Annotated in this window: 24 protein-coding genes; 6 read left to right on the plus strand and 18 right to left on the minus strand. The window is 65.6% G+C overall.

Annotated elements, in window-relative coordinates; genetic code table 11:
* Positions 1 to 99 precede the first annotated feature (99 nt).
* The 4 genes from FHR70_RS24540 (at position 100) to FHR70_RS24400 (ending at position 4,518) form a co-directional block, all read left to right on the plus strand.
* A complete protein-coding gene (locus FHR70_RS24540; protein ID WP_343058852.1) occupies positions 100 to 588 on the plus strand; it encodes a helix-turn-helix domain-containing protein in 489 nt (162 codons plus the stop codon).
* Between the two features lie 579 nt (positions 589 to 1,167).
* On the plus strand, positions 1,168 to 2,847 hold the full coding sequence (locus tag FHR70_RS19030; RefSeq protein WP_183453124.1) for an MFS transporter: 1,680 nt from the start codon (positions 1,168 to 1,170) through the stop codon (positions 2,845 to 2,847).
* A gap of 252 nt (positions 2,848 to 3,099) precedes the next feature.
* Positions 3,100 to 3,606: a hypothetical protein gene (locus tag FHR70_RS19035; protein WP_183453125.1), complete on the plus strand. Its 507-nt coding sequence runs from the start codon at positions 3,100 to 3,102 to the stop codon at positions 3,604 to 3,606.
* Between the two features lie 780 nt (positions 3,607 to 4,386).
* Positions 4,387 to 4,518, plus strand: a complete 132-nt coding sequence (locus FHR70_RS24400) for a hypothetical protein (RefSeq protein ID WP_281381384.1) — start codon at positions 4,387 to 4,389, stop codon at positions 4,516 to 4,518.
* A 48-nt stretch (positions 4,519 to 4,566) separates the two neighbouring features.
* Here FHR70_RS24400 and ccoS read toward each other — a convergent pair whose 3' ends face one another.
* From ccoS to ccoN, 8 genes are read right to left on the minus strand one after another with little or no spacing between them, the layout of a single operon-like run.
* Positions 4,567 to 4,815 carry a cbb3-type cytochrome oxidase assembly protein CcoS gene (ccoS, locus tag FHR70_RS19040; RefSeq protein WP_183453127.1) on the minus strand — a complete coding sequence of 83 codons (249 nt, stop codon included), beginning with the start codon at positions 4,813 to 4,815 and terminating at the stop codon, positions 4,567 to 4,569.
* A gap of 25 nt (positions 4,816 to 4,840) precedes the next feature.
* The gene (locus FHR70_RS19045) at positions 4,841 to 7,069 is read right to left on the minus strand and encodes a heavy metal translocating P-type ATPase (RefSeq protein WP_183453129.1); all 2,229 of its coding nucleotides are present in this window, start codon (positions 7,067 to 7,069) and stop codon (positions 4,841 to 4,843) included.
* A gap of 37 nt (positions 7,070 to 7,106) precedes the next feature.
* The gene (locus FHR70_RS19050; RefSeq protein ID WP_183453131.1) at positions 7,107 to 7,913 is read right to left on the minus strand and encodes a DUF2189 domain-containing protein; all 807 of its coding nucleotides are present in this window, start codon (positions 7,911 to 7,913) and stop codon (positions 7,107 to 7,109) included.
* Between the two features lie 36 nt (positions 7,914 to 7,949).
* Positions 7,950 to 8,150, minus strand: a complete 201-nt coding sequence (locus FHR70_RS19055) for a hypothetical protein (protein ID WP_183453132.1) — start codon at positions 8,148 to 8,150, stop codon at positions 7,950 to 7,952.
* Positions 8,147 to 9,028, minus strand: a complete 882-nt coding sequence (ccoP, locus tag FHR70_RS19060; RefSeq protein ID WP_183453134.1) for a cytochrome-c oxidase, cbb3-type subunit III — start codon at positions 9,026 to 9,028, stop codon at positions 8,147 to 8,149. Before ccoP ends, FHR70_RS19055 begins: the two co-directional genes overlap by 4 nt.
* On the minus strand, positions 9,019 to 9,189 hold the full coding sequence (locus FHR70_RS19065) for a cbb3-type cytochrome c oxidase subunit 3 (protein WP_183453136.1): 171 nt from the start codon (positions 9,187 to 9,189) through the stop codon (positions 9,019 to 9,021). The genes ccoP and FHR70_RS19065 overlap by 10 nt, the downstream gene beginning before the upstream one ends.
* Before the next feature lie 22 nt (positions 9,190 to 9,211).
* Positions 9,212 to 9,964 (minus strand): cytochrome-c oxidase, cbb3-type subunit II, encoded by a 753-nt coding sequence (gene ccoO / locus FHR70_RS19070; RefSeq protein WP_183453138.1) that lies wholly within the window; start codon positions 9,962 to 9,964, stop codon positions 9,212 to 9,214.
* A 4-nt stretch (positions 9,965 to 9,968) separates the two neighbouring features.
* Positions 9,969 to 11,627, minus strand: coding sequence for a cytochrome-c oxidase, cbb3-type subunit I (gene ccoN, locus FHR70_RS19075; RefSeq protein WP_183453139.1), 1,659 nt, complete (start codon positions 11,625 to 11,627; stop codon positions 9,969 to 9,971).
* 621 nt (positions 11,628 to 12,248) lie between these two features.
* Between ccoN and FHR70_RS19080 the strand changes: the two genes are divergently transcribed.
* Positions 12,249 to 12,545, plus strand: a complete 297-nt coding sequence (locus FHR70_RS19080; protein ID WP_183453141.1) for a VIT1/CCC1 transporter family protein — start codon at positions 12,249 to 12,251, stop codon at positions 12,543 to 12,545.
* Positions 12,546 to 12,630: 85 nt separating this feature from the next.
* Here the strand turns inward: FHR70_RS19080 and FHR70_RS19085 are convergent, their stop codons facing one another.
* The gene (locus tag FHR70_RS19085) at positions 12,631 to 13,479 is read right to left on the minus strand and encodes an HD domain-containing protein (RefSeq protein ID WP_183453143.1); all 849 of its coding nucleotides are present in this window, start codon (positions 13,477 to 13,479) and stop codon (positions 12,631 to 12,633) included.
* Between the two features lie 309 nt (positions 13,480 to 13,788).
* Here FHR70_RS19085 and FHR70_RS19090 point away from each other — a divergent pair, with 309 nt between their 5' ends.
* Positions 13,789 to 14,193: a response regulator transcription factor gene (locus FHR70_RS19090; RefSeq protein ID WP_183453145.1), complete on the plus strand. Its 405-nt coding sequence runs from the start codon at positions 13,789 to 13,791 to the stop codon at positions 14,191 to 14,193.
* 82 nt (positions 14,194 to 14,275) lie between these two features.
* Here the strand turns inward: FHR70_RS19090 and FHR70_RS23770 are convergent, their stop codons facing one another.
* The 9 genes from FHR70_RS23770 to FHR70_RS19130 form a co-directional block, all read right to left on the minus strand.
* Complete coding sequence (locus FHR70_RS23770) at positions 14,276 to 14,674, minus strand: CBS domain-containing protein (protein ID WP_210277707.1); 399 nt, start codon at positions 14,672 to 14,674, stop codon at positions 14,276 to 14,278.
* Positions 14,671 to 14,964, minus strand: a complete 294-nt coding sequence (locus FHR70_RS23775; RefSeq protein WP_210277708.1) for a CBS domain-containing protein — start codon at positions 14,962 to 14,964, stop codon at positions 14,671 to 14,673. Before FHR70_RS23775 ends, FHR70_RS23770 begins: the two co-directional genes overlap by 4 nt.
* 44 nt (positions 14,965 to 15,008) lie before the next feature.
* Positions 15,009 to 15,428: a c-type cytochrome gene (locus FHR70_RS19100; RefSeq protein WP_183453147.1), complete on the minus strand. Its 420-nt coding sequence runs from the start codon at positions 15,426 to 15,428 to the stop codon at positions 15,009 to 15,011.
* A gap of 89 nt (positions 15,429 to 15,517) precedes the next feature.
* Complete coding sequence (locus FHR70_RS19105) at positions 15,518 to 16,210, minus strand: DUF4142 domain-containing protein (RefSeq protein WP_183453149.1); 693 nt, start codon at positions 16,208 to 16,210, stop codon at positions 15,518 to 15,520.
* Between the two features lie 73 nt (positions 16,211 to 16,283).
* Positions 16,284 to 17,282, minus strand: a complete 999-nt coding sequence (locus FHR70_RS19110) for an FAD:protein FMN transferase (RefSeq protein WP_183453151.1) — start codon at positions 17,280 to 17,282, stop codon at positions 16,284 to 16,286.
* 9 nt (positions 17,283 to 17,291) lie between these two features.
* Positions 17,292 to 17,891, minus strand: a complete 600-nt coding sequence (locus FHR70_RS19115) for a nitrous oxide reductase accessory protein NosL (protein ID WP_183453153.1) — start codon at positions 17,889 to 17,891, stop codon at positions 17,292 to 17,294.
* Positions 17,888 to 18,718: an ABC transporter permease subunit gene (locus FHR70_RS19120; protein ID WP_183453155.1), complete on the minus strand. Its 831-nt coding sequence runs from the start codon at positions 18,716 to 18,718 to the stop codon at positions 17,888 to 17,890. The genes FHR70_RS19115 and FHR70_RS19120 overlap by 4 nt, the downstream gene beginning before the upstream one ends.
* Positions 18,715 to 19,635 carry an ABC transporter ATP-binding protein gene (locus FHR70_RS19125; protein ID WP_183453157.1) on the minus strand — a complete coding sequence of 307 codons (921 nt, stop codon included), beginning with the start codon at positions 19,633 to 19,635 and terminating at the stop codon, positions 18,715 to 18,717. Before FHR70_RS19125 ends, FHR70_RS19120 begins: the two co-directional genes overlap by 4 nt.
* Positions 19,632 to 21,026: a nitrous oxide reductase family maturation protein NosD gene (locus FHR70_RS19130; protein ID WP_183453428.1), complete on the minus strand. Its 1,395-nt coding sequence runs from the start codon at positions 21,024 to 21,026 to the stop codon at positions 19,632 to 19,634. Before FHR70_RS19130 ends, FHR70_RS19125 begins: the two co-directional genes overlap by 4 nt.
* Positions 21,027 to 21,030 lie beyond the last annotated feature (4 nt).

Genomic DNA, 21,030 nt, shown 5'->3' on the forward strand with positions numbered 1-21,030 from the left:
AACAAACCTGATCGGCATCTCATCTTTAAGGGCTAAGAATTTCTCATTTCGGCATCCAACGCGACGAATCTTAGATTTAAAGGCAAAGCGACACCGGCCATTGCCGCGGCCGCTGTGGCGTGGAATGCGTGGCTCGATCTCAACCTCTACACCCGCCTGCCCTGGCTCGGTCTGATCATGGCGGCATCGATCCTGCGGGCGAGGGGCCTCACCCACCATCTGCTGCCGCTGGCGGCCGGGTTCAAGCAGTCGAAGTTCCGGCCGCAGGGGCGGGAAGGGGCGGCCGAGACGCTGGAGGGCTTCTGCCAGGTGCTCGAGGAGGCGCTTGTGATCGCCCACAAGGACCTCGACCGCCTTGTGCTCGCCCGTGAGCTGATGATCCGGGTGACAGTCAAGACCCGCTCGAACTCCAGGCTGCCGGAGCTGGTCGAGCTGTTCCTGTCGCGCCCGCTGGTGACGGTGCCGCTCGGGGCCAAGCTGCTGAAGGTCACGCCCAAAGCCATTGATCTGATGCTGGCGCAGCTCGGCGGCGCGCTCCCGCGGGAGCTCACCGGCCGAACCCGCTACCGCGCCTGGGGCATCGTGTAAGGCTACCCGACCACACAACTAACGCCTCTTTTGACGCCTCTTTGTCGCCGTACTGCCATGGTCCAGAGCTTCCCGGTGAACCTTAACCGGAGGAGTCGGCTTGTTCGAGGATCACGGGAGCACACGGATCGATCTGGCCTGTCCTCACTGCCAGCAGCAGTTCAAGGTCCGGCTGCGCAAGCTCCAGTTCGGGGCGGATCTGACCTGCCGCCTGTGCCGGCACGAGTTCTCTGCCCGAGAGGTTTCCAGCCGGCCCGACGTTCAGAGCGCGCTGGCGCGCATGCAAACAATCGTGAGGCCGAGGACACAGAACAGGAAGCCCCGTCAGCCAAGTGGTGTGGCGGCCTCTTTGCAGGCCAAGCAGCCAAACCGTCTCCAGCACAAAGGCGAGGAGCTTCGTCCATTGATACCCCAGCGCCGTGGCGAGCAGGGCTCCTCCGATATCTAAGGCGAGGAGGTGAGCGCCCTTCCAGCGTCAGCTATCTCCAGCGTCTTGGCTCCCACCTAGCAGGCCCCGCTGCTAGCCCTACTTAGTCGCCTATGGGCTGGCTCTGGCCCTGCCCTCACATCGAGTTCTTCATGCCGCCACAAGATGCTGAAGGACCGGACAGCCAACCATCGGCTTTGGCGCCGTTCCGGCACCGCATCTTCCTCGCTGTCTGGATTGCCAGCCTCGCCTCCAACTTCGGCGGACTGATCCAGTCGGTGGGCGCAGCCTGGCTGATGACGTCGATCGGCGCCTCGGCCGATCTCATCGCCCTGGTGCAGGCCTCGACGACACTGCCGATCATGCTGTTCTCGCTCATGGCTGGCGCCATCGCCGACAACTTCGAGCGGCGCAAGCTCATGCTCGCCTCGCAGCTCTTCCTGCTCGTGGTGTCAGTGGCCCTGACCCTGTGCACCTACTTTGGCTTGGTGACGCCCTGGCTCCTGCTGGCCTTCACCTTCCTGGTCGGCTGCGGCACAGCGTTCAACGGACCCGCCTGGCAGTCGCTGGTAGGCGAGATGGTGCCCCGCTCCGACCTGCCGGCAGCGATTGCCCTCAACAGCATGGGCTTCAATATCGCCCGCAGCGTCGGCCCGGCGCTCGGCGGCATCATCGTCGCAACTGTGGGCGCCTTCGCGGCCTTTGCCGTCAACGCGATCAGCTATCTCGGACTGATCGTGGTCCTGGCGCGCTGGCAGCCCGTCCGCCCACCCAGGGCTTTGCCACCCGAAACGCTCGGATCGGCCATGGCGGCCGGGATCCGCTATGTGGCCATGTCGCCCAATCTTGGTGTGGTGCTCCTACGGGGAGCCGTGTTCGGCATCGCGGCCATTGCCGTCCAGGCGCTAATGCCGCTCATCGCGCGCGACCTGATCCAGGGTGGCCCGCTCACCTTTGGCCTCCTGCTCGGGGCCTTCGGCGCAGGGGCGGTCGGTGGAGCCCTCTTGAGTACGCGTCTGAGGCAGGCCCTGTCCCTTGAGGCTCTGGTGCGGATTGCGTTCCTCAGCTTCGCCGTCTGCGCAGCGGTTGCGGGATCGAGCCCCTTTGCACTCCTGACGATCGTCGCGATGGCTCTGGGTGGGGCCAGCTGGGTGCTGGCGCTCTCCAGCTTCAACGCCACCGTGCAGCTGTCCTCGCCCCGCTGGGTGGTCGGACGGGCTCTGGCGCTCTACCAGATGATGACCTTCGGCGGCATGGCCTTCGGTAGCTGGATCTGGGGCGTGGCAGCCGAGCGGTATGGAACGGGGGACGCTCTGCTGATCGCAGCAGGGGTGCTGGTGGCTGGAGCCGCCCTTGGCCTGCGGCTTCCCTTGCCCGAGCTGAAGACGCTGAACCTCGACCCTCTCAACCGCTGGACCGAGCCTGATATTGCGGTAGACATTCTCCCGCGGAGCGGCCCCATTGTGATCACGATCGAGTACGCGATCCGGGAAGCCGATGTGGTGGCCTTCCTTGCCGTGATGGCAGAGCGGCGGCGGATTCGGCGCCGGGACGGCGCACGTCATTGGACGCTGCTGCGGGATCTAGAGAACCCTGAGATCTGGATCGAGCGCTACCACAACCCGACATGGCTGGACTACGTGCGGCACAACCAACGCATCACGCAGGCTGACGCTACTGTGGGAGAACGGCTCCGGGAGTTGCATCAGGGGCCAGGTCGGCCACGCGTGCGGCGCATGATCGAGCGCCAGACTGGCGGGCCAGCCCTGGGTCCTGGATCTCAGACCCATGACCTCACCGAACCCCTGACGGATCCAACCCGCTCGTCCTGAGGGCTTGCCGTCACCGCAGCAGAAGATTTGACAGCTGTCATGCGAAGCCGGGTGCCAGTGGCGTGCATTCACCCTGCCGGAACGGACATTCTGCTCGACATATCGCGGCCCATCATCCTCAGCATTTTGTCATCAGCCTTTGTAGTCCCACTACAACGGATAGGACACTGACGTTGGCCACTACTGCTTGTTGACAGGTGAGGCGCCGGAGGATCACGATCCTTGAGTGGGAACTCCACAAGGAGCGTCACAATGGACAGCTTCGGCCACATTCTGAACTGGCGACTGAAACACGGCTCGCACACGTTTCCCGGGCAAGACGGCGGAACCTGCATCAACGAAGCCGCCATCGTGGCGGCCGGCTTCCCGTATCAGCCGGTGCGCTCGGTGGAGGACATGCCGGCGTGCTTCTCGCGTCCGATCTGCCGGCTGGCGATGCAGCTGAACGACCAAGCCAATGACGAGCAGCGGCAGCATCTGCTGCCCTTCGTCACGCGCTTGGCCTGTGCTGACACGCCGGCTGTGGAGCGGGAGCGGGAAGCTTACATCGCCTCGCGCATGAGATGGTGTCTCCCGTTCCGGGAAGGTCTCAAGGTTCTGGAGGGCGCACTGGCCATCGGACGGCAGGCGAACGACCTCCCGACGGAGGAGGTGAGAACCCGAATGGAGTCTGCTCAACAGAATGCACCGAGGCCCACGTTTGAAACCGACAACTTTCTGTTCTCGAAGTTTCAGGGATGGTTTGTTGGTATATTCTAGGAGCAGGCCGATCCTGGTGCCGCGTGTTACTCGACCTTGAAGGCAGTCGGACCCCGCTTATTCGCCTAACAGCAAGCTGCGGTTTAGGCAGACCTCTGCCTGCTGAGCCAGCTTATAGAATGAGCCTTGAGCTTTCGTGGCTTCTCACCTGGAGATCCTCTGACTTTTAATCAGAGGGTCCTGGGTTCGAGTCCCAGCGCGCTCACCAATAATATCAAAGGGTTACCGGCACTTGCCCTTTGAGCGATTTCATTCCAGGTAGCCAATAGGTAGCCAGACGTTTCAAACGGGCGGGGCTCGAGCGCGTCCTAAGTCGAAGCAACCTCCGAGCTGGAAGGCCGAGGTGAGTCGCTCCGCGCGTGCGTCGTGTCCACTTCGGCTAGATCTGTAGATCTTCGGCGGGGCCACCTATGATGAGGCCTGAAAGGTCCGGTCTCTCGCCGTGAGCAAACCTTCACCTGACACTCCTGAACTTCCCAGTTTGACCCGGTCCAGACCTTCGTTCGTCTGCCTTGGCGCACCAAGGCCGTATCTTCGGCGAAGTTGAGACGTCATCGGAGACCAGACGGGATAAGACTTCAATCAGTCTGCAACATACGGCTTACTATTAGCCCTCGCCGCGTACGAAGGTCGCTACAGTCGGAACTGTGCGCATCGGCCCAGCCCCAGTCTTGCCGTTTGAAGCAGCTTCACCCCAAGTCAGTACGACCACGATGTTGCCTCTGGAACGGAAGCGGTTTGGGATCCGTTGGATTTGGAGTAGGGAAAGGGGAGAGGATTGTGGCTCGCTTCGTTGACAGGCCGTTTGACTGGGTGACGGTACTCGCTGTTGCTGCGGGCGCCGCGGTGATGGTGCCAAGTCTCGTGGCTCTCAGCATGACGCTGGTGTCTGTGATCATGGCCCTCGTGTGACAGAGAGGCTACGCACCACACCCGACTGCTAAATTCCCAGTAGCAAAATCATCGTAACCTCTTCCTTCGGGCTGTCCCGCCTTCTCCGCCATCCGCTAACGCGGATCGGAGAGGCGGGGATTGTCTCGTTTCCTGACGGTCCTCTCCTGTTACATCGGGGTCCTCTTCGAGTAGGACCCGTTCCGCCGCCCCGTCGAGATCATCGTACTGCCCGTTGCGGAGAGACCACAGAAAGGCAGCCAGGCCCGCCAGGCCCATGGCGAGCGCAATGATGATCAACCACCACATGGAACCCATCCGATCTCTCTTCGGGTCCTCGACGTCATGAGACCCTGCGGCCCGTGGTCAGCCTCATTGCGTTGGCGACAACGATGATCGAGGACAGCGACATCGCAATGGCCGCAACGAGCGGCGTTACATAGCCCAGTACTGCAATCGGCACCGCCAAGGCGTTGTAGCCGACAGCCAGGGCGAAGTTCTGGAAGATCAACCGGCGCGACCGGCGCGAGATCCCGAGGGCGTCCGTGACTGCCGAGAGACTTTCGTTCAGGAACACGAAGTCCGCAGCGTTCCGGCCGATGTCTGCCGCCGTAGCCGGTGCCATGGACACGTGAGCGGCTGACAGGGCGGGCGCATCGTTCAGCCCGTCCCCAACCATCAGGACCTTCCGGCCCTCCCTTCCAAGAGCCTCGATCCTGTTCACTTTCCCGGCGGGCAGGAGTTCGGCCTTGCTGTCACGCATGCCGAGTTTTGAAGCCAGACCGCTGACCACTGCGTCCCGATCGCCCGAAAGGATCTCCACCCCTAGGCCATGGCCCACCAGATCGCCTACGGTTTCCCCTGCGTCGGGACGTATGTGATCCTCCAAGATGAAAGATGCCAAAAGCTCGCCGTTCCTCGCCAGCAAGGACATAGACGCGGCGGGGGCAAGCGTGGGGCTCCCACCCTCCAGTGCCCATTCCGGCCTGCCAAGCCGATACCTGTCACCATCCTTGAAGGCCTCGAGGCCAAGGCCGGGCACCTCCTCGACGCGATCGAACGCCATGATCGGTTCCGGGCCCCGGGAGGCTGCGTCCGCTACTGCCTGTGCTGCCGGATGTCGTGACCCAATAGCAATCCCATGCGCGATTTCCATGGCTGACTGTGGAATCTCCCCCGCATTGATGAGGGAGGGGCGTCCGAGCGTCAGGGTGCCGGTCTTGTCGAAGGCAACGGAATCGACTTCGGCGAGGCGTTCCAGAGCCGAGCCGTCCTTGACCATGATCCCCCGTTCGAACAGGCGCCGCGCAGCCATGACCTGCACGATCGGGACAGCCAGCCCCAAGGCACACGGGCAGGTGATGATCAGTACGGCAATGGCGATGGAGATGGACACATGCCAGTCCCCGGTGAGGAGCAGCCAACCCAGAAAGGACAGCAGGGCCATGGAATGGACAACTGGCGAATAAAGAGCGGAAGCACGATCAGCCAGTCGCCTATAACGGGCTCGCCCGCCCTCGGCAGCCTCCATCAGGCGGACCATTTCCGCCAAGAAGGAATCCTCTGCCCTTGCCGTCGCTTGAACCGTCAGCGGCCCGGTAAGATTCATCACGCCCGCCTGCACAGGTTCACCAGGAGCAACGCGCCCCGGGGCGGATTCGCCGGATACGAGCGAGCGGTCAACCTCTGATAATCCATGCGTGACCAAGCCGTCGACCGGGACCCGCTCTCCGGCGACGATCAGCAAGGACGCACCGGGCTCGATCTCAGACACCGGGACATAGAGCGGCCGACCGTCGTGGATGACGGTGGCGCCAGCGGGAGCAAGCCTTGCAAGGCCTGCCACAGCGGAGCGAGCCTTCTCGCGCATCATATGATCGAGCGTGCGCCCGATGAGCAGGAAGAAAAGCAGGGAGGTCGCGGCGTCGAAGTAGGCATGCGGTGCGTTGTGGACCGTATCGTAGAGGCTGAGCGCAAAGGCGAGCGTCACGCCGATGGAGATCGGCACGTCCATGTTGGTGCGTCCGTGCCGCAGCGCCGACCATGCCGAGGCATAGAAGACCCGGCCGGAGTAGATGAGGGCGGGGAGGGCGAGAAGAGCGGAGATGAAATGGAACGCTTGCCGTGAGTCGGCGTCGGCTCCCGACCAGACCGAGACCGACAGCATCATGATGTTCATCGCGCAGAAGCCCGCTAACGCGAGAGCCTTGATCAGACGCGCGAGCTCTGGATCCTTTGCGTCCTGGTCGAGCGCGAACAGGTGCGCCTCGTAGCCGATGCCGCGCAACGTGGTGATCAAGTCGGGAGGCATACCATCGTCGGTGCGCCAGGTGACGGCGACCCTCTTCATGGAGAGGTTGACCCGTGCCGCCACGACGCCGGGCAGCTTCCTCAGCGTCCGCTCGACCGCTGCGATGCAGGCGGCGCAATGAACCCTGGGCACCGACAGGTCGGTCTGGCGCGTGCCGCCGCCGAGATCACGGCTGGCGAGCCTGATCTCCGCCAGCGAGGAGCCGGGTTGCCCGGCGTCCCCTAGCGCTGCCTGCACGTCGATGGGTGCGCAACAGGTCATGGCCGTCCGTCGCCGTGTCGGTCTTGCCGGGTCCGCATTAGCGCATGGCCCGGTAGGCGTGCCAGGTGGCATGGCCCAGCAGCGGGAAGATGACGATGAGGCCGAGGAAGCCCGTCATGGCGCTGGCCGCGAATAGCGCCATCACGACGGTACCCCATGCAATCGTCGGGGTGAGGTTGTTCCACACCATGGCCATGCTCGTGCCCATGGCCGTCAGGGCATCGGTGCGCCGGTCGAGCAGCATGGGGATCGAGAACACGCTGATCGCGAACCCGAAGGCAGCGAACAGGCCGCCGACGAGCGTTCCCACGACCAGCATGGCCCAGCCGACCGGGGTCGTGAGAAGCATCGCGACGATCCCGTCGAGTCCCGGGAAGGGACGCACGCCGAAGAACAGAGCGTAGACCAGGACCGCGGCCCGGTTCCAGAGGAGCATCAGCAGGCAGAGCAGCAGCCCGGTATAGAAGATCTGCGCCCCGGCCCTGGGCCGCACGAGCAGCATGGTGCGCAGCGTCGGGTTATCCCCGGCCTCCAGGGCACGGCTCTTCTCGTAGAGACCGATGGCCAGGACGGGAGCGACGATCAGGTACCCGGCGATGGCGGGGAACAGGATGTAGTCCCGCCCCGAGGCGAACAGCGACCAGGCGAGGAAGAGCGTGACGGTGAAGACCGCCACGCCGTAGGCGATGCTAAGGCCGGGCCGGACCATCAGGTCGCGCCAGCCCGCCTTCAGCCAGTCGAGCGCCGCCTGCGCCGGGAGATGGCGTTGCAGGGACGGGTTGCGCGTCTCCTCGATGCCGGAGGTCTGGGTCAGCAAGCCGTAGGATCTGTCCGTTTCACTCATCTGTCTTCCCCGAAATCGCGCATCACTCGAACATCATCAGCAGGCTGGCTTCGCCGCTCTGAAGGCGCCTTCCCTGGAGCCGGCCTGCTTCAGGTGGGCGACGCAGTCGGGCTGCGAGGCCACCGCGACGTAGACGAGGTGCGCGTTGGCGACCGCCACGATGAGCACTACGGCCGCCGCCAGGCTCCAGGCCACAAGGGGCCACCTCGTCCGCTTCAGTGCGTTGGCTTCCGTCATGGCTTCACGGCTCCCAGGGAGTTGACGTAGAGCGCCAGGATCTTGATCTCTGCCGGGGTCAGGCGCTCGTCCCAGGTCGGCATGTGCCCCTGCCGCCCGCCGTGGATTGTGTTGATCAGGGTCTGCATGTCGCCGCCGTAAACCCAGAACTGGTCGGTCAGGTTGGGGGCGCCGACCTCCCGGTTGCCCTTGCCGTCCTCGCCGTGGCAGGCAGCGCATGTCGTGAGGAAGATTTCCCGCCCGGCCTGGACCTGGGGGCCGTTCTGCGGGGTGGTCACTGCCGGATTGGAAAGGGATTGCACGTAGGTCGCGACGTTCGCGACCTGGGTCCGGTCGAGCATCGCGTCGCGTCCGAAGGCCGGCATCTGCGCGACCCGGGTGTTCTGGTGCCGCGAGTTGATGCCCAGACGCATCGTCTCGGCGATCTGCTCCACCTCACCGCCCCAGAGCCAGTCGTTATCCGTCAGGTCGGGATAGTTGGCGCGGCCCTTGCCGTCGGCCCCGTGGCACGCGGCGCAGTTGTCGCCGAAGAGCTGGCGCCCCGTCGAGCGGACGACCCTCATCAGGTTCTCGTCGGACTGGATCTGCGCGTAGTCCTGCGTCTCGATGGACTTCAGCCAGGACGCCCGCTGGGACTGGGCCGCAGTGAGGTCCTGCTCCACGATCTGGCGCTGGTCGATGCCCAGGATGCCCTTGGTATAGGTCGTGACCATCGGCCACGTCGGCATCAGGAGCCACCAGAGCACGGCCCATACGTGCGTGACGACGAGGAACATCAGCACGCCGCGCGGCACGGCGGTGTCGAGCTCCTTGATGCCGTTCCACTCGTGCCCGGTGGTCTTCTGACCGCTGACCGGATCGCGTTCCTCTACTGCCATGGCCTGTCGTCCCTATCGAGAATGTTGCGCTTGGCGTCGTCGAACTTCTTCCGGTTCGAGGGCCAGAACGCGTAGATCATCACGCAGACGCTGAACGCGATGAAGTAGAAGAGACCCCAGCTCTTGGCGAAGCCGACGAGGGTGTCGTGATCGATGTCCATCAGCCGTCCTCCTTCGCCTTCGTCAATTGGTGGGATCGGGCGCCTGTTCCGGGGCGGCCGTGTTCGAGTAGGCGGCGTCGGTCAGACGTCCGAGCACCTGGAGATAGGCGACCAGCGCGTCCATCTCGGTGAGCTGCGTGACCACGCCGTCGAAGGCGCTGACCTGGGTCTTCTCGCCATAGCGTTCGGTCACCCCGGCCGCGAACGGGCTGTCGGGCGCGGCCTGCCCGAAGGCGTCGGAGGCGGCATTGGCAATCATCGCGTCGGTGTACGGCACGCCGAGCGCCTGTTGTGCCCGGAGGTGCCGCTGGAGATCGCCCGTGTCCAGGGCCGTCCGGGCGAGGAAGCGGTAGGCCGGCATGTTGGACTCCGGGACCACGTCGCGCGGGTTGTTAAGGTGTGCGACGTGCCAGAAGTCGGAGTACTTGCCGCCGACGCGGGCGAGGTCCGGCCCGGTGCGCTTCGAGCCCCACAGCATCGGGCGGTCGTACTTGGACTCCACGGCGAGCGAGTAGGGGCCATAGCGTTCGACCTCGTCGCGCAGGGTGCGGATCATCTGGCTGTGGCAGGCGTAGCAGCCCTCGCGGATGTAGATGTTGCGCCCCGCCAGCTCCAGCGGCGTGTAGACACGCATGTCCGGCGCCTCCTCGACGGTCGTGTGGATGGTGAAGAGCGGCGCGATCTCGACGATGCCGCCGACGCTGGCGGCCGCGATGATCGCGACGACGAAGCCGATGGCGGTGCGCTCGAGCTTGCGATGGAACAGTTCGGCCATGATCTCACTCCGCCGGGGTTGCTGCGGCGCCGGGCGCCAGTCCAGTATCAGGGACGTCCGACTGCCTCTCGGCGGCGGAGGCCGGAACGGCGCGCACGGTCATCCAGATGTTGTAGGCGGCGACGATGGCGCCGAGCAGGAAGAGCAGCCCGCCGCAGGCGCGCGCGATGTAGTACGGATACATGGCGACGAGCGAGTCGAGGAAGGAGTACGCGAGCGTGCCCTCCTGCGTGTAGGTGCGCCACATCAGGCCTTGGAGGATGCCCGAGTTCCACATCGAGAAGACGTAGATGAGGGTGCCCGCCACCGCGAGCCAGAAGTGGACCTCGACCAATGCCGGCGAATACATCCGCTCGCGCTTCCAGAGCGAGGGCACCAGGGTGTAGATCGAGCCGAAGGTGATGAACGCTACCCAGCCCAGCGCTCCCGCGTGGACGTGGCCGACGGTCCAGTCGGTGTAGTGGGAGAGCGCGTTCACGGGCCGGATCGCCATGAAGGAACCCTCGAAGGTCGACAGCCCATAGAACACCGCGGCCACGAAGATGAACCGCAGCGTGGCGTCGTCGCGGACCCGGTGCCAGGCGCCGTTGAGGGTGAGCAGGGCGTTGCCGGCCGAGGCCCAGGAGGGGACGAGCAGCATCACCGAGAAGGTCATGCCGAGGTTCTGCACCCAGTGGGGCAGGGCGGTGTAGTGCAGGTGGTGCGACCCGGCCCACATGTAGAAGAAGGTGATGCCCCAGAAGCTGAGGATCGACAGCCTATAGGAGAAGATCGGGCGCTGCGCCCGGACCGGGAGGTAGTAATAGAGCATCGCCAGGAAGCCGGCGGTGAGGAAGAAGGCCACAGCATTGTGGCCGTACCACCACTGCACCATCGAGTCCTGGACACCCGCCCAGATCGTGTAGCTCTTGGCCTGGCCGAACGAGATCGGCAGGGCGAGGTTGTTGACGATGTGGAGGATCGCCACCACGACGATGAACGCCATGTAGTACCAGTTGGCGACGTAGATGTGCGGCTCCTTGCGCCGGGCGATGGTGCGCAGGAAGAGCACGAAGTAGGTGACCCACACCACGACCAGCCAAAGGTCGGCGTACCATTCGGCTTCCGCGTACTCCTTCGACTGGGTCACGCCCATGAAGTAGCCGGTGACGGCGAGGATGCAGAACAGGTTGAAGCCGAGCAGCACAAACCAGGGACTGACCTGGCCCGCCAGGCGGGCGCGGGAGGTGCGCTGCACGACATGGAAGGAGGTGGCGATCAGGGCATTGCCACCAAAGCCGAAGATCACGCCCGTCGTGTGCGTCGGGCGCAGGCGTCCGAAGGTCGACCAGCCCGCATCGAAGGAAAGGTCCGGCCAGGCCAGTTGGGCAGCGGTCCATACCCCCATGAACATGCCGAAGATTGCCCAGGCCAGCGTCAGGGCGACCCCGGCCTTGATCGGATCGTCGTAGTAGTGGGAGAGGCGGTCCGGGTCCGGCTGGCGATCGTAGTACGAACGCATGACGAGGGCGCCGAGGCTCGCGCCGAAGAGCATGACGATGACCCCGTGCATGCCAAGCGGATCGGAGCCTCCGGCTGCGGCCATGGCCAAGCCCGCGACGAAGACGCAAAGGAGGATGATCAGGGCGTTCTGGCGTTCGCCGGAGGTTAGCTGCTGAACCATGCCGATCTCTCGTTGTGGACGTGAAGCATTCGCGCCCTCGGGGTTATCATTAAGTCTGCGCGACTACGGACGATGTTGTCATGTTTCGAGTCGGTTGCTTAAGCTTCCACAATCGGAAGCTATCGGCGAGACGTCAAGCGTACATCAATTGTCTCCAATGCAATGACAATCTGGGAGGCTATTTGGTTCTAGCATGGTCTGGTACAGGACCACCTCGTCGCGAGGCGCTCCATCATGTTGGAACTCCATAGTGCGAGAACTCCGCGCCGCGAGGAGCATGAGCCTATCCGTGGATCCACCCAACTCAGGGAAATCCCTTAGCTGGCCGTCCCGATCAGAAGCTGTCCAAGTCCCGTTGGCATCACGGCGAGAAGGCTTCCACCGACAGACGGACTCGACCCGGAACGGGAGAGAGGACAGGGCCGCTCGTCGAGAACCGAGCGTGCGCCGCGTGGAGGGCCATAGCCTTCGTGGCTTGGACTCAGTTTGTCTGGCACTCTCGGCGGCTGGCCTTGAGGACACAAGGCGCACGCATTCCGGACGGCTTGGCCGCCTTCGGCCTTGATCCAGCCCGAACCAATCGAGCGGAAGGCTGCTATACTCGACACGATCCCGTGAACCATGGGCGGCAGCAATCTCCTGTCGCGCCGCTCGGACGTGCAGAACGGCGCCATAGCGACCATGGTCGCCGCAGCCGGCCATGGCCTCGTGACCTTTCTCGGATTTGCCCCGGCAGATCCCGTTCCGCTGCTCGCCTATCTGCTTCCGTGGCTCGGTGGCGTGCGGTTCGCGACGGCAACGGCGCTTGCCCTCGTCACGCTGTTCGCGGTCGAGGCCAGCCGCGCCTTCTTCACCGGACGCTGCTGGATCGGCTCGGGCTGGAGATACTCGTACGGCACTTGTGGGGGCGCGGCTTAAGGCGTCGGTGCCCTCGGAGCGGCAATCATTACCTAATGGACCGTCTGGCAGGAGCCTGCTCCTCGAGACACGTGTCCGCAGAAAATCACTGCCGCTGCGGCCCCATGAGGGCGAAGGCGTGCTCGGCGCAGAATACATGGCTGTGCAGGTTGGCGATCCACTGCCGACCTGACGCCGTGACGTTCAGATAGCCGACGGCTTCCTCCAGGTGTGGCGAGATGCGGGTCCAGTAGAAGTCGGGATAGCGCTCGACAAGGTCAGCCGGGGAGGCATAGCCGAGCTGGCGGTTCAGCCCGATCTCCTGAAATTCGTAGAACAGCGCGTTGGCCTTCTTCAGGTACAGCGGATCGCCAAGCTGGCCGATCAGGTCGGCGGCCTGGACCAGCCGCCCCTCGCGATCCTTGGGTGCCTCCACCGAAGGCTGGCAAGTGGGGAAGCGGGTGAACTCGATCGCCCGCGCCACCCGCTCGGCATCGATCGTCGGCGATGCCCCCAGCCGCTCCATGACGAAGAGCCTGGACCGATCGACATGGTAGGGTGCAAGCGCCGCATCCGACGCGCCGCGTTCCAGGGTGACGGTCCGGCCTTCCGCATCGACGACGAAGTTGTCCTTGCCGTGGCCCTTGAGGATGCCCCTGACATAGCCGATGTCGTGCAGCAGGCAGGCGACGATCAGGTGCGAGTAGTCCTCAGACTCGAGGCGCTCGGTCAGCATGCGCCCGCGGAGGATATCCCGACCCACCTGGGTGACCAGGAAGGTGTGCTCGACGTTGTGGTAGAGGGCATCGCTCTTACCGAGGCATTCCAGCGCCACCCGCGCGATGCCGTCGAGCCGCTCGGCCTCATCCCGGTGCGCGGCTCCGAACAGCCGACGGAAGTCTTCCGCGAGGTGCTTGCCGAGTTCATCAGCCATGATCGCGGGCATCGTCATCATGCGAGCCTCCCTTGATGCCATCCATCCCCATCTGGCGATCGGGACCGGAGCCCTCGCGGAGCTGCGACAGGAACCGCCCGAGTACCCCGAAACGCATCCGCGAATTCCGGCGACCGGTCAAAGTCTACCGCAAACCGTGCGTGATAGCCGGTTTCCGGGTAAGCATCCTTGATCCAACGCAAGAACTGGATATCCGCCGCGCTCCCTTAAGGACAATACCTGACTGGAGCCCATGGGTCATCTTCGCCATGGTTCTCCGGCAGCGGACCGCATCCTGCGGACACCCGTGCCGAACGGAGGCAGGGAGGCATGCCCGGAATCGCCGAATGCGTCCTGGTGGTGGACGACGACCTTGCCGTGCGCGAGTCGCTGAGGTTCGCGCTCGAGATGGAGGGGTTGACCGTCCGTACCTATGGCGGTGGAGCCGAACTCCTGGCGGACCCGGACCTTGCCTCGTGCGGCTGCCTGGTGATCGACTGCAACATGCCGGGGATGAACGGGATCGAGCTGGTGGAGCGGCTCGAGGAGCGTCACCAGCACTGTCCGGTCATCCTGATCACGTCGGGGTCGGCGCGCGGTGTGGCGGAATGCGGTGTCCATCCGGACATCATGGAGGTGCTCGAGAAGCCGCTTGAGGACGATGCGCTGCTGGACCACATCCGGGCCGCCCTGGCTGCGGCCCGGACCAGGACACGACCACGGGGCAACCCGTGAACGGACAGCCTCCCGTTCGGCGTTCGCGCAAGTGGGCCGTGGCTTTCGGCAGCAGGCGTGCTAACGCCGGGCGGCGGATGGCTCAGATGCCGCCACTCGGCTCGTGACGCATGAGGTGATCCTTCACCGCCGCGGTCACGCCGGGCATGTTCTCGGCCGCGATCCGCAGGGCCCGGCGCTCCTCCTCGCGGCGCACGAAGCCGAACAGATGCACAACGCCGTTCTCCACGACGATGTTCTTGGTCAGCAGGTGCGCCCAGGGCTGGGCCTTCAACTCGGCAGTGAGCCGCTCCCGGATCGTCCGGTCGTCGGCGTTCACGTCCTTCGACACGTCGGCGGCGGTCAAGGCATGTAGCAGGTTGCCGCGCGAGACGATGCCCACCAGCCGTCCGTCCCGCACCACGGGCACGCGCCTGATCCCGTGCTGCTCCATGAGCCGGGCGATGTCGGCCAGGGACGCGGTCTCCGGTACGGTGATCACCCGGGGGGCATGCCGTCCCGGACGTTCCGGCCGTGGGTCTTGGCGTAGTCGCGGGCCAGGGCGTCCTCGCCGGTGAGCAGCCGCAGCCACCAGGAGCGGCGCTGCTCGCCGATGGCCGCGGCGTGCCCGATCAAGTCGCCCTCGCTCACGATGCCGACCACCTTCCCGCCCGCATCCTCCACGGGCACGCCGCTGATGCTGCGCTCGTGGAGGAGGCGGGCGACCGCGGGGACCGGGGTCTCGGGAGACGCGGTAACGACGGTGGTCATGACGTCGGCGGCGGTGAGCATGGGCAACTCCAGGACGGGGGCGAGTGCGACGCGGCGGACACGGTTCAGTGGCCGGCTACGGTGATCGCGCCTTCGGCTGCCGCGGCCTTCTGGCCGGCGGCATCGAACTGCTTGAGGTAGGCGATCAGGTCAGCGATGCGCTTCTCGTCCTTGAGGCCCGCGTAGACCATCTTGGTGCCGGGCACCTTGGCCTTGGGATCCTTGATGTAATCGGTGAACGTCGCCTCGTCCCAGGTCAGGCCGGAGTTCTTGTTGGCGGGCGAGTAGTTGTAGCCCTCGACCGTTCCGGCCTTGCGGCCAATGACGCCGTTGAGTACGGGGCCGACCCCGTTCTTGGCGGTCGGGCCGATCTGGTGGCAGGCGCGGCACTGGGCGAACACCTTCTCGCCGTTGGCGGCATCCTGGGCCTGGGCGAGCGACGGGCCGAAGGCCAGGGCGAGGGGGAGGATGAGGGCGAAACGCATGGACGGCTCCTTGCTGGCTGGTCGGACCCTGGGATCGATGGAGGCATCCCGGGCCGGATCCGACACCTGAACCCGGGAGGGGGACGGGGTCAGTCCGACTTCTTCTTCGGGTCGGTGACGGTGCCTGTCGCGGTCGGCTGCCCGTTCGGTGACACGCTCGCGCTCTGTAGGATCCTTTGCGCCTCCGAGAGCTGGTCCTTCATCTCAGGGACAGCCGTGGATGCGAGCTCGGCGAACTGGCCCTGCTGACCCAGCTTCTCCAGGTCGCCGATCGCCTGCGGATAGGACTGCACGACCCACTGCGCGACATTAGCCCCGAACTGCGTCTCGTCGGCATCACGGGCCAGGCTGTCGAAGGTGCCGCGCTCCTTCTCCGGGATCTGCACGTTGCCGAGCTCGGGCGCCGTCGCGGTCAGGGCCCGGTTGATCCGGCTGTTCGTGAGCACCATCCTGTCGCCGAGATCGTGCACGGCGCCGCTCGTGTGGCGCTTGGAGGCGAGGTTGCCGTACTGCTGCGCCGTGACCGCGTTGCGGGCGAGGCTCTCGGCAGTCGGCTTCATGTCAGCCGGAAGCGGTGTGGCCGCGTTGGCCTGGGGCGCATGGACGGTTCCGCCGTGGCTCTCGGGCCTGCCGCCGTCCTTGTGTGGATCCGCCATAGGGTTGCTGGTAGGCGTTTGCTCGGCCTGAGACGGCGTCGTGGAGCGGGGCTGCTCCTGCTGGGCCGCAGCCGGTAGGGCCATGAGCAGGGTACAGAGTGCGGTGGCCGTGAGGTGTGCCTTCATCGTCGAATCTCCTGCCGTTGGGGTGGGTGGTCAATGATCCCGCAGCGGGCCCGGTTCCTGGCCCGCTGCGGGATCAGGCCTGGAGCATGACGGCGTCCCCCGATACCGTGAGCAGGTGGACCTGCCCTTCGCCAAGCCGCTGGATGGTGTGCCTGATGTCCTCGGGAGGAAGCAGGCTGAACGCGGTCGACAACGCATCAGCGGCTGTCGCCGTCGGCAGCAAGACGGTCACGCTGCGGTACAGGCGGCCCGATGTGCCCGTCCGAGGATCCAACAGGTGGTTGAAACGGCCGTCCCGATCAAAATGGAAGCCGTAAGCCCCGGAAGTCGCGACGGCTCGGTCAGTTGCCTCGAGGACGTCACCGACCAACTCCGGATGCTCCGGATCGGCAACCCCGACGCGCCATGGCTCGCCCGAGGGGCGCGAGCCCACCGCCCGCGGCTCGCCCATGTCGACGAGGCTGCTTTCAATGCCCCCCGCGCGCAGGATGTCCACGACCCGGTCAGTGACGTAGCCTTGGGCGATGCCGTTCAGCGTCAGGCCCATGCCGCGCCGGGGAAGGACGATCCTGTTCGCGTCGAACGCCACGGGGCCGAAGCCTACCCGATCCAGTGCCTCGCGGAGCGCAGGGGCGGGCGGTCCTGAAGGATCGGCATCAGGCCTGGAGAAGTGATCCCGGTACAGCGTCCACAGCGCCTGCACCGTCGGATCGAAGGCACCCTGCGTCAGCTCCCAGCAGCGGCGGCATTCGGCGAGGAGCGCGACCAGGTCTGGCGGCGGGGCGACCAGGATGCCGTGCCGGTTCAGCGCCACCAGGGCGGCGTCCTCGCGGTAGAGGCTGAACACCGCCTCCAGGCGGCGCACCTCCGCGAGGGAGCGCTCGACCAGGCGCACGGCGACGGCACGGTCATGGTGATGCACTTGCAGCGTGGCCACCGCGCCCATTGCCTGGCCGTGCCAGGTCACGAGGTGGGCGTCGGCCATTGCCGCAAGTCCGAACGGCACGAGGCCCAGGCCCGCCGCAGCGGCCGTAACCCCGATGAAGCGCCTGCGGGAGAGGTGAGGGGACATCGTGGTTTCCTAGTGAGCGTGACCGTCCTTCGTCGCGGCAGGGGCTCCATGGCCGTCATGCTGCCCATCCGAACCTGGGTTCTCCCCGACGGCGCCCGTCATCTCGGCGGTCGCGCCCAGCACATAGTCCTTCGGCACCTCCGCGAAGGCGACGACCTTGCCGCCGTTCTCGGCCGCGAACTTCTCCGCGGCTGCCTTGTCGGAGAACGGCACCGCCTCGTCGCCGCCCATGCCGCCCTTCATGCGGCTGCCGATCACGAACGTGGCCTGCCTCGCATCGACCCAGTTCGTCGTCCCGGGCTTGTCCCAGTCCGGGGCCTTGGCCATGTCCGACACGTAGATCGCCCGAATGTCCTTTGGCTCCTCCGGCAGCATCGTGAAGGAGATCGCGTCCCGCGCCGACGAGAACCACACCGGCTCCTTGCGGCTGGCCAGGATGATCTGCCCCTTCGGTCCGGTGTGTTCCATTACGTTCATGCCGCAGTAGTGGCCGATGGCGGCGGCCGTCATCTCCTGTGGGGGTGGCGGGGCTTCCGCGGTCTTCTCGTCGTTGCACCCGGCAAGCGCGAGCGCGCCCGCGAAGGCGGCGAGAAGGAAGGTCTTTCTCATAGCTCTCTCCTGGAGAAGGCCAGTGCGGCAAGCGCGAGCGGCACGAGGGCCCAGGCGGCGAGCGCGGCGAGGAGGGTGGAGGGGTTCAAGGTCGCGGTCTGCGCCACCCCGGCCATGCCGGAGAATGCGCTGACCCCTGCGGATCCGGTCAGGTTGAACAGGCGGTAGGCGTCGGCGGGGTTGACGAGGAGCAGGGTGTTGAGCAAGCCACCCGAGAGAACCTGCCCCTGGTCGACCACGAGCAGCCCGAGCAGGGCCATGTCGTAGATCAGCACGAACACCAGCCAGATGCCGATGGCGATGCCGGCTGCTGTGCCGCGGTCCCGTACCAGCGCGCTGACCAGGTAGCCCACCGCAATGAACGCGGCGCCGAGCAGGATCGAGGAGCCGATCATGGTGGCAAAGGCGGTCCAGCTCTGGGCGTCGATCTCCGCACCCGTCGCGGCCAAAGCGCCCGCCGCCGCGCCATAGCCCAGCAGCGTCGCGAAGGCCAGGATGGACAGGTGCCCGACGAACTTGCCGAGCAGCACCTGCCAGCGCCCGACCGGATAGCTCAGGAGCAGCAACATGGTGCCGCGCTCCATCTCGCCCACGATGGCATCGTGCGAGATCAGCAGGGCGATCAGCGGCAGCAGGAAGATGGTGAGGCTGGACAGGCTGACGATCACCACGTCGAGCGCACGCACGCCGACGGTGCCCGTGGGCGCGCTGCCAAGGAAGGTCAGGGACAGGGCAAGACCCGCGAGCAGCAAGGTCGTGGCAAGAACCCAGCGGTTGCGCAGGCCCTCCTGGATTTCCTTACGCGCAACGATCAGGATGTTCTTCATCGTGCGGTCTCCTGAGACAGGAGGAAGTGGGCATAGAGTTCGTCGAGGGTCGGCGGGATTACGTCGAGGTCCTCGACGGGCGCCCCTTCGTCGGTCGCACGGCGCAGGACCTCGATCTTCCTCTCCGGCGAGGCGTCGATCTCGACCATGTGGCCGTTGACCCGACGCCATGCCTCCACGGGACCGAGCCAGTTCGGCACGTTGGCAAGCCCAGCATCCGTGACCTTGAGGCGGATGCGGGTCGGCAGGCGCGCGATGCGGCGCAACTCGTCAAGCGTGCCATCGGCGACCTTCACCCCGCGGTTCATGATGACGACGCGCCCGGCCCGCTCCTCGAGCTCGGTCAGGGCGTGCGAGGACAGAAGGACCGTCGCGCCTCGCCCGCGCAGCTCCTCGACGATCTCGTAGAAGCTCTGGCGGAGCGCTGGATCGAGGCCGGTGGTCGGCTCATCAAGGAGCAGAACCCGCGGCTCGCCCAGGAGCGCCTGCGCGAGACCAAGCCTCTGGCGCATGCCCTTGGAGTAGGTGCCCACACGGCGGTCGGCCGCATGGGTGAGGCCGACACGATCGAGGAGGGGCGCGACGGACTGGCCCGGCTCCCGCTTGAGGCGGGCATAGAACGCCAGCGTTTCGGACCCTGTCAGAGCGGCGTTGAACGACACGTTCTCGGGCAGGTAGCCGAGCCTGCGTCGTCCCCCAAACTGTCCCGCCGCCGGATCATCGCCGAGCACCGCGATGCTGCCGCCCGTCGGCCGGATCAATCCCAGCATGAGCTTCATGAGGGTGGTCTTGCCAGCGCCGTTGTGGCCGACGAGCGCCACCGTCTCGCCTTCCAGCAGGCTGAACGAGACGTCGCGCACGGCTTCCACCTTGCCGAAGCGCTTCACGACGTCGCGGATGTCCACCGTTCCGGTCATGGCCGGCCTCCTTCCGCGACGGTCTTCGGACGCGCGGGCGGCGCCATGAGGGGATGGCTGTCGACCACGCCGCCTGGCAGCAGGGCGGGGAACTGCGCCTGCGCCCACCGGATCACCTGCACGGCGGGGCTGTTCATCAGCACCTTGGCCTGCGGAGCGGTCCAGAGCACCTTGTCGACAAGGTCGTTCGGGCGGTAGGCGCTGTCGCCCAGCCCGTCGCCGTTGAGGTCGAAGGCCGGGTTGTCGCTCCAGTAGTTGCCGCGCCCGTCCTTGGACCAGTCGAGATAGCGCGTGCTGACGTACTTCACCTGGTTTCGGTTCCTGATGAAGGCGTTATTGACCATTTCGTTGCGCTCGGACCCGGCGGTGAAATGGATGCCGATCTCGCAGCCCTCGAACCAGTTGTCGCGGAACTTGTTTTGGTTGGCGTTGTAGATGAAGACGCACTTGGTGGGACCGGGTCGTGCGTCGGATCCCTGTGCGACCTCGCCCGCGTCCGGCGTCGGCAGGCCGTGCTCCTTGTCGTCCTTACCGCGCGTGCCGCCGGTGGTCCAGCGCTCGGCGGGCTGGAGCCGGCCCAGCACGGTGTTGCCGGTGATCTGAGAGGCATTCGCGTAGTTGAACAGGAAGCCGTGGTCGCGGTCGCCGTCGGAGACGTTGCCGGTGATCTTCAGGCGGCTCGAGAACATCATCGCGAAGCCGACCGCGTTGTTGACCGACACGTTGTCCGTGATCTCGCTGTCGTTGGTGTACATGTAGTGGATCGCGAAGCGTACATCCTGGAAGCGGTTACCTGAGAACACGTTGCGCTTGCTGGTGATCACGTAGATGCCGTCGCGCCCGAAGCGGACGCTGTTGTCGAGCACCTTGGCTCCCGGGGCGTTCCAGACCGAGATGCCGTTGCCGGCCTCGTTGAGGCGGCCCTCCTCGATCCCAACGATGGTGTTGCCGCGCGCGATCGAGTTCTCCGCCCCGTGCAGATAGACGCCGTAGAGGTTGCCCTCGATCCGGTTGTTCTCGACCAAGGCACCCGTGGCCGTCTTTTCGACGAAGACACCGGCATCCATCTTCTCCAGGTTCGTGCCGGAGCCGCGGATGGTCAGGCCACGCACGACCGCCCCGGGGGCCGAGACCGTGACCACGCTCCCCTGGCCCGGCCCGATCAGGATGGCGCCCTTCTCCCCCTCGACCGTCACCCTGCGCGTGACACGGATCGGTCCGCGATGCTCGCCGGCCTTGAACACAACCACGTCGCCGTCCGCCGCCACCTCAACGACAGCCTGCGGGTTGTCTCCCACGGAAACCGCGATCCGCTCCGCCCAAGCGGGCATGGAGAGACCGGCGGCGAATGCCGTCGCCAGTCCCAGACGTACCATGGTACGATTTGCCATCATG

The organism is Microvirga lupini, assembly GCF_014191055.1.
Classification (GTDB): Bacteria; Pseudomonadota; Alphaproteobacteria; order Rhizobiales; family Beijerinckiaceae; genus Microvirga; species Microvirga lupini_A.

Excerpts from the sequence above, each read along its gene's own strand:
- FHR70_RS19030 (WP_183453124.1), top strand. The coding sequence starts at position 1,168 with ATGCCGCCACAAGATGCTGAAGGACCGGACAGCCAACCATCGGCTTTG.
- FHR70_RS19035 (WP_183453125.1), top strand. The coding sequence starts at position 3,100 with ATGGACAGCTTCGGCCACATTCTGAACTGGCGACTGAAACACGGCTCG.
- ccoS (WP_183453127.1), bottom strand. The coding sequence starts at position 4,815 with ATGGGTTCCATGTGGTGGTTGATCATCATTGCGCTCGCCATGGGCCTG.
- FHR70_RS19045 (WP_183453129.1), bottom strand. The coding sequence starts at position 7,069 with ATGACCTGTTGCGCACCCATCGACGTGCAGGCAGCGCTAGGGGACGCC.
- FHR70_RS19050 (WP_183453131.1), bottom strand. The coding sequence starts at position 7,913 with ATGAGTGAAACGGACAGATCCTACGGCTTGCTGACCCAGACCTCCGGC.
- FHR70_RS19055 (WP_183453132.1), bottom strand. The coding sequence starts at position 8,150 with ATGACGGAAGCCAACGCACTGAAGCGGACGAGGTGGCCCCTTGTGGCC.
- ccoP (WP_183453134.1), bottom strand. The coding sequence starts at position 9,028 with ATGGCAGTAGAGGAACGCGATCCGGTCAGCGGTCAGAAGACCACCGGG.
- FHR70_RS19065 (WP_183453136.1), bottom strand. The coding sequence starts at position 9,189 with ATGGACATCGATCACGACACCCTCGTCGGCTTCGCCAAGAGCTGGGGT.
- ccoO (WP_183453138.1), bottom strand. The coding sequence starts at position 9,964 with ATGGCCGAACTGTTCCATCGCAAGCTCGAGCGCACCGCCATCGGCTTC.
- ccoN (WP_183453139.1), bottom strand. The coding sequence starts at position 11,627 with ATGGTTCAGCAGCTAACCTCCGGCGAACGCCAGAACGCCCTGATCATC.
- FHR70_RS19080 (WP_183453141.1), top strand. The coding sequence starts at position 12,249 with ATGGGCGGCAGCAATCTCCTGTCGCGCCGCTCGGACGTGCAGAACGGC.
- FHR70_RS19085 (WP_183453143.1), bottom strand. The coding sequence starts at position 13,479 with ATGATGACGATGCCCGCGATCATGGCTGATGAACTCGGCAAGCACCTC.
- FHR70_RS19090 (WP_183453145.1), top strand. The coding sequence starts at position 13,789 with ATGCCCGGAATCGCCGAATGCGTCCTGGTGGTGGACGACGACCTTGCC.
- FHR70_RS23775 (WP_210277708.1), bottom strand. The coding sequence starts at position 14,964 with ATGCTCACCGCCGCCGACGTCATGACCACCGTCGTTACCGCGTCTCCC.
- FHR70_RS19100 (WP_183453147.1), bottom strand. The coding sequence starts at position 15,428 with ATGCGTTTCGCCCTCATCCTCCCCCTCGCCCTGGCCTTCGGCCCGTCG.
- FHR70_RS19105 (WP_183453149.1), bottom strand. The coding sequence starts at position 16,210 with ATGAAGGCACACCTCACGGCCACCGCACTCTGTACCCTGCTCATGGCC.
- FHR70_RS19110 (WP_183453151.1), bottom strand. The coding sequence starts at position 17,282 with ATGTCCCCTCACCTCTCCCGCAGGCGCTTCATCGGGGTTACGGCCGCT.
- FHR70_RS19115 (WP_183453153.1), bottom strand. The coding sequence starts at position 17,891 with ATGAGAAAGACCTTCCTTCTCGCCGCCTTCGCGGGCGCGCTCGCGCTT.
- FHR70_RS19120 (WP_183453155.1), bottom strand. The coding sequence starts at position 18,718 with ATGAAGAACATCCTGATCGTTGCGCGTAAGGAAATCCAGGAGGGCCTG.
- FHR70_RS19125 (WP_183453157.1), bottom strand. The coding sequence starts at position 19,635 with ATGACCGGAACGGTGGACATCCGCGACGTCGTGAAGCGCTTCGGCAAG.
- FHR70_RS19130 (WP_183453428.1), bottom strand. The coding sequence starts at position 21,026 with ATGGCAAATCGTACCATGGTACGTCTGGGACTGGCGACGGCATTCGCC.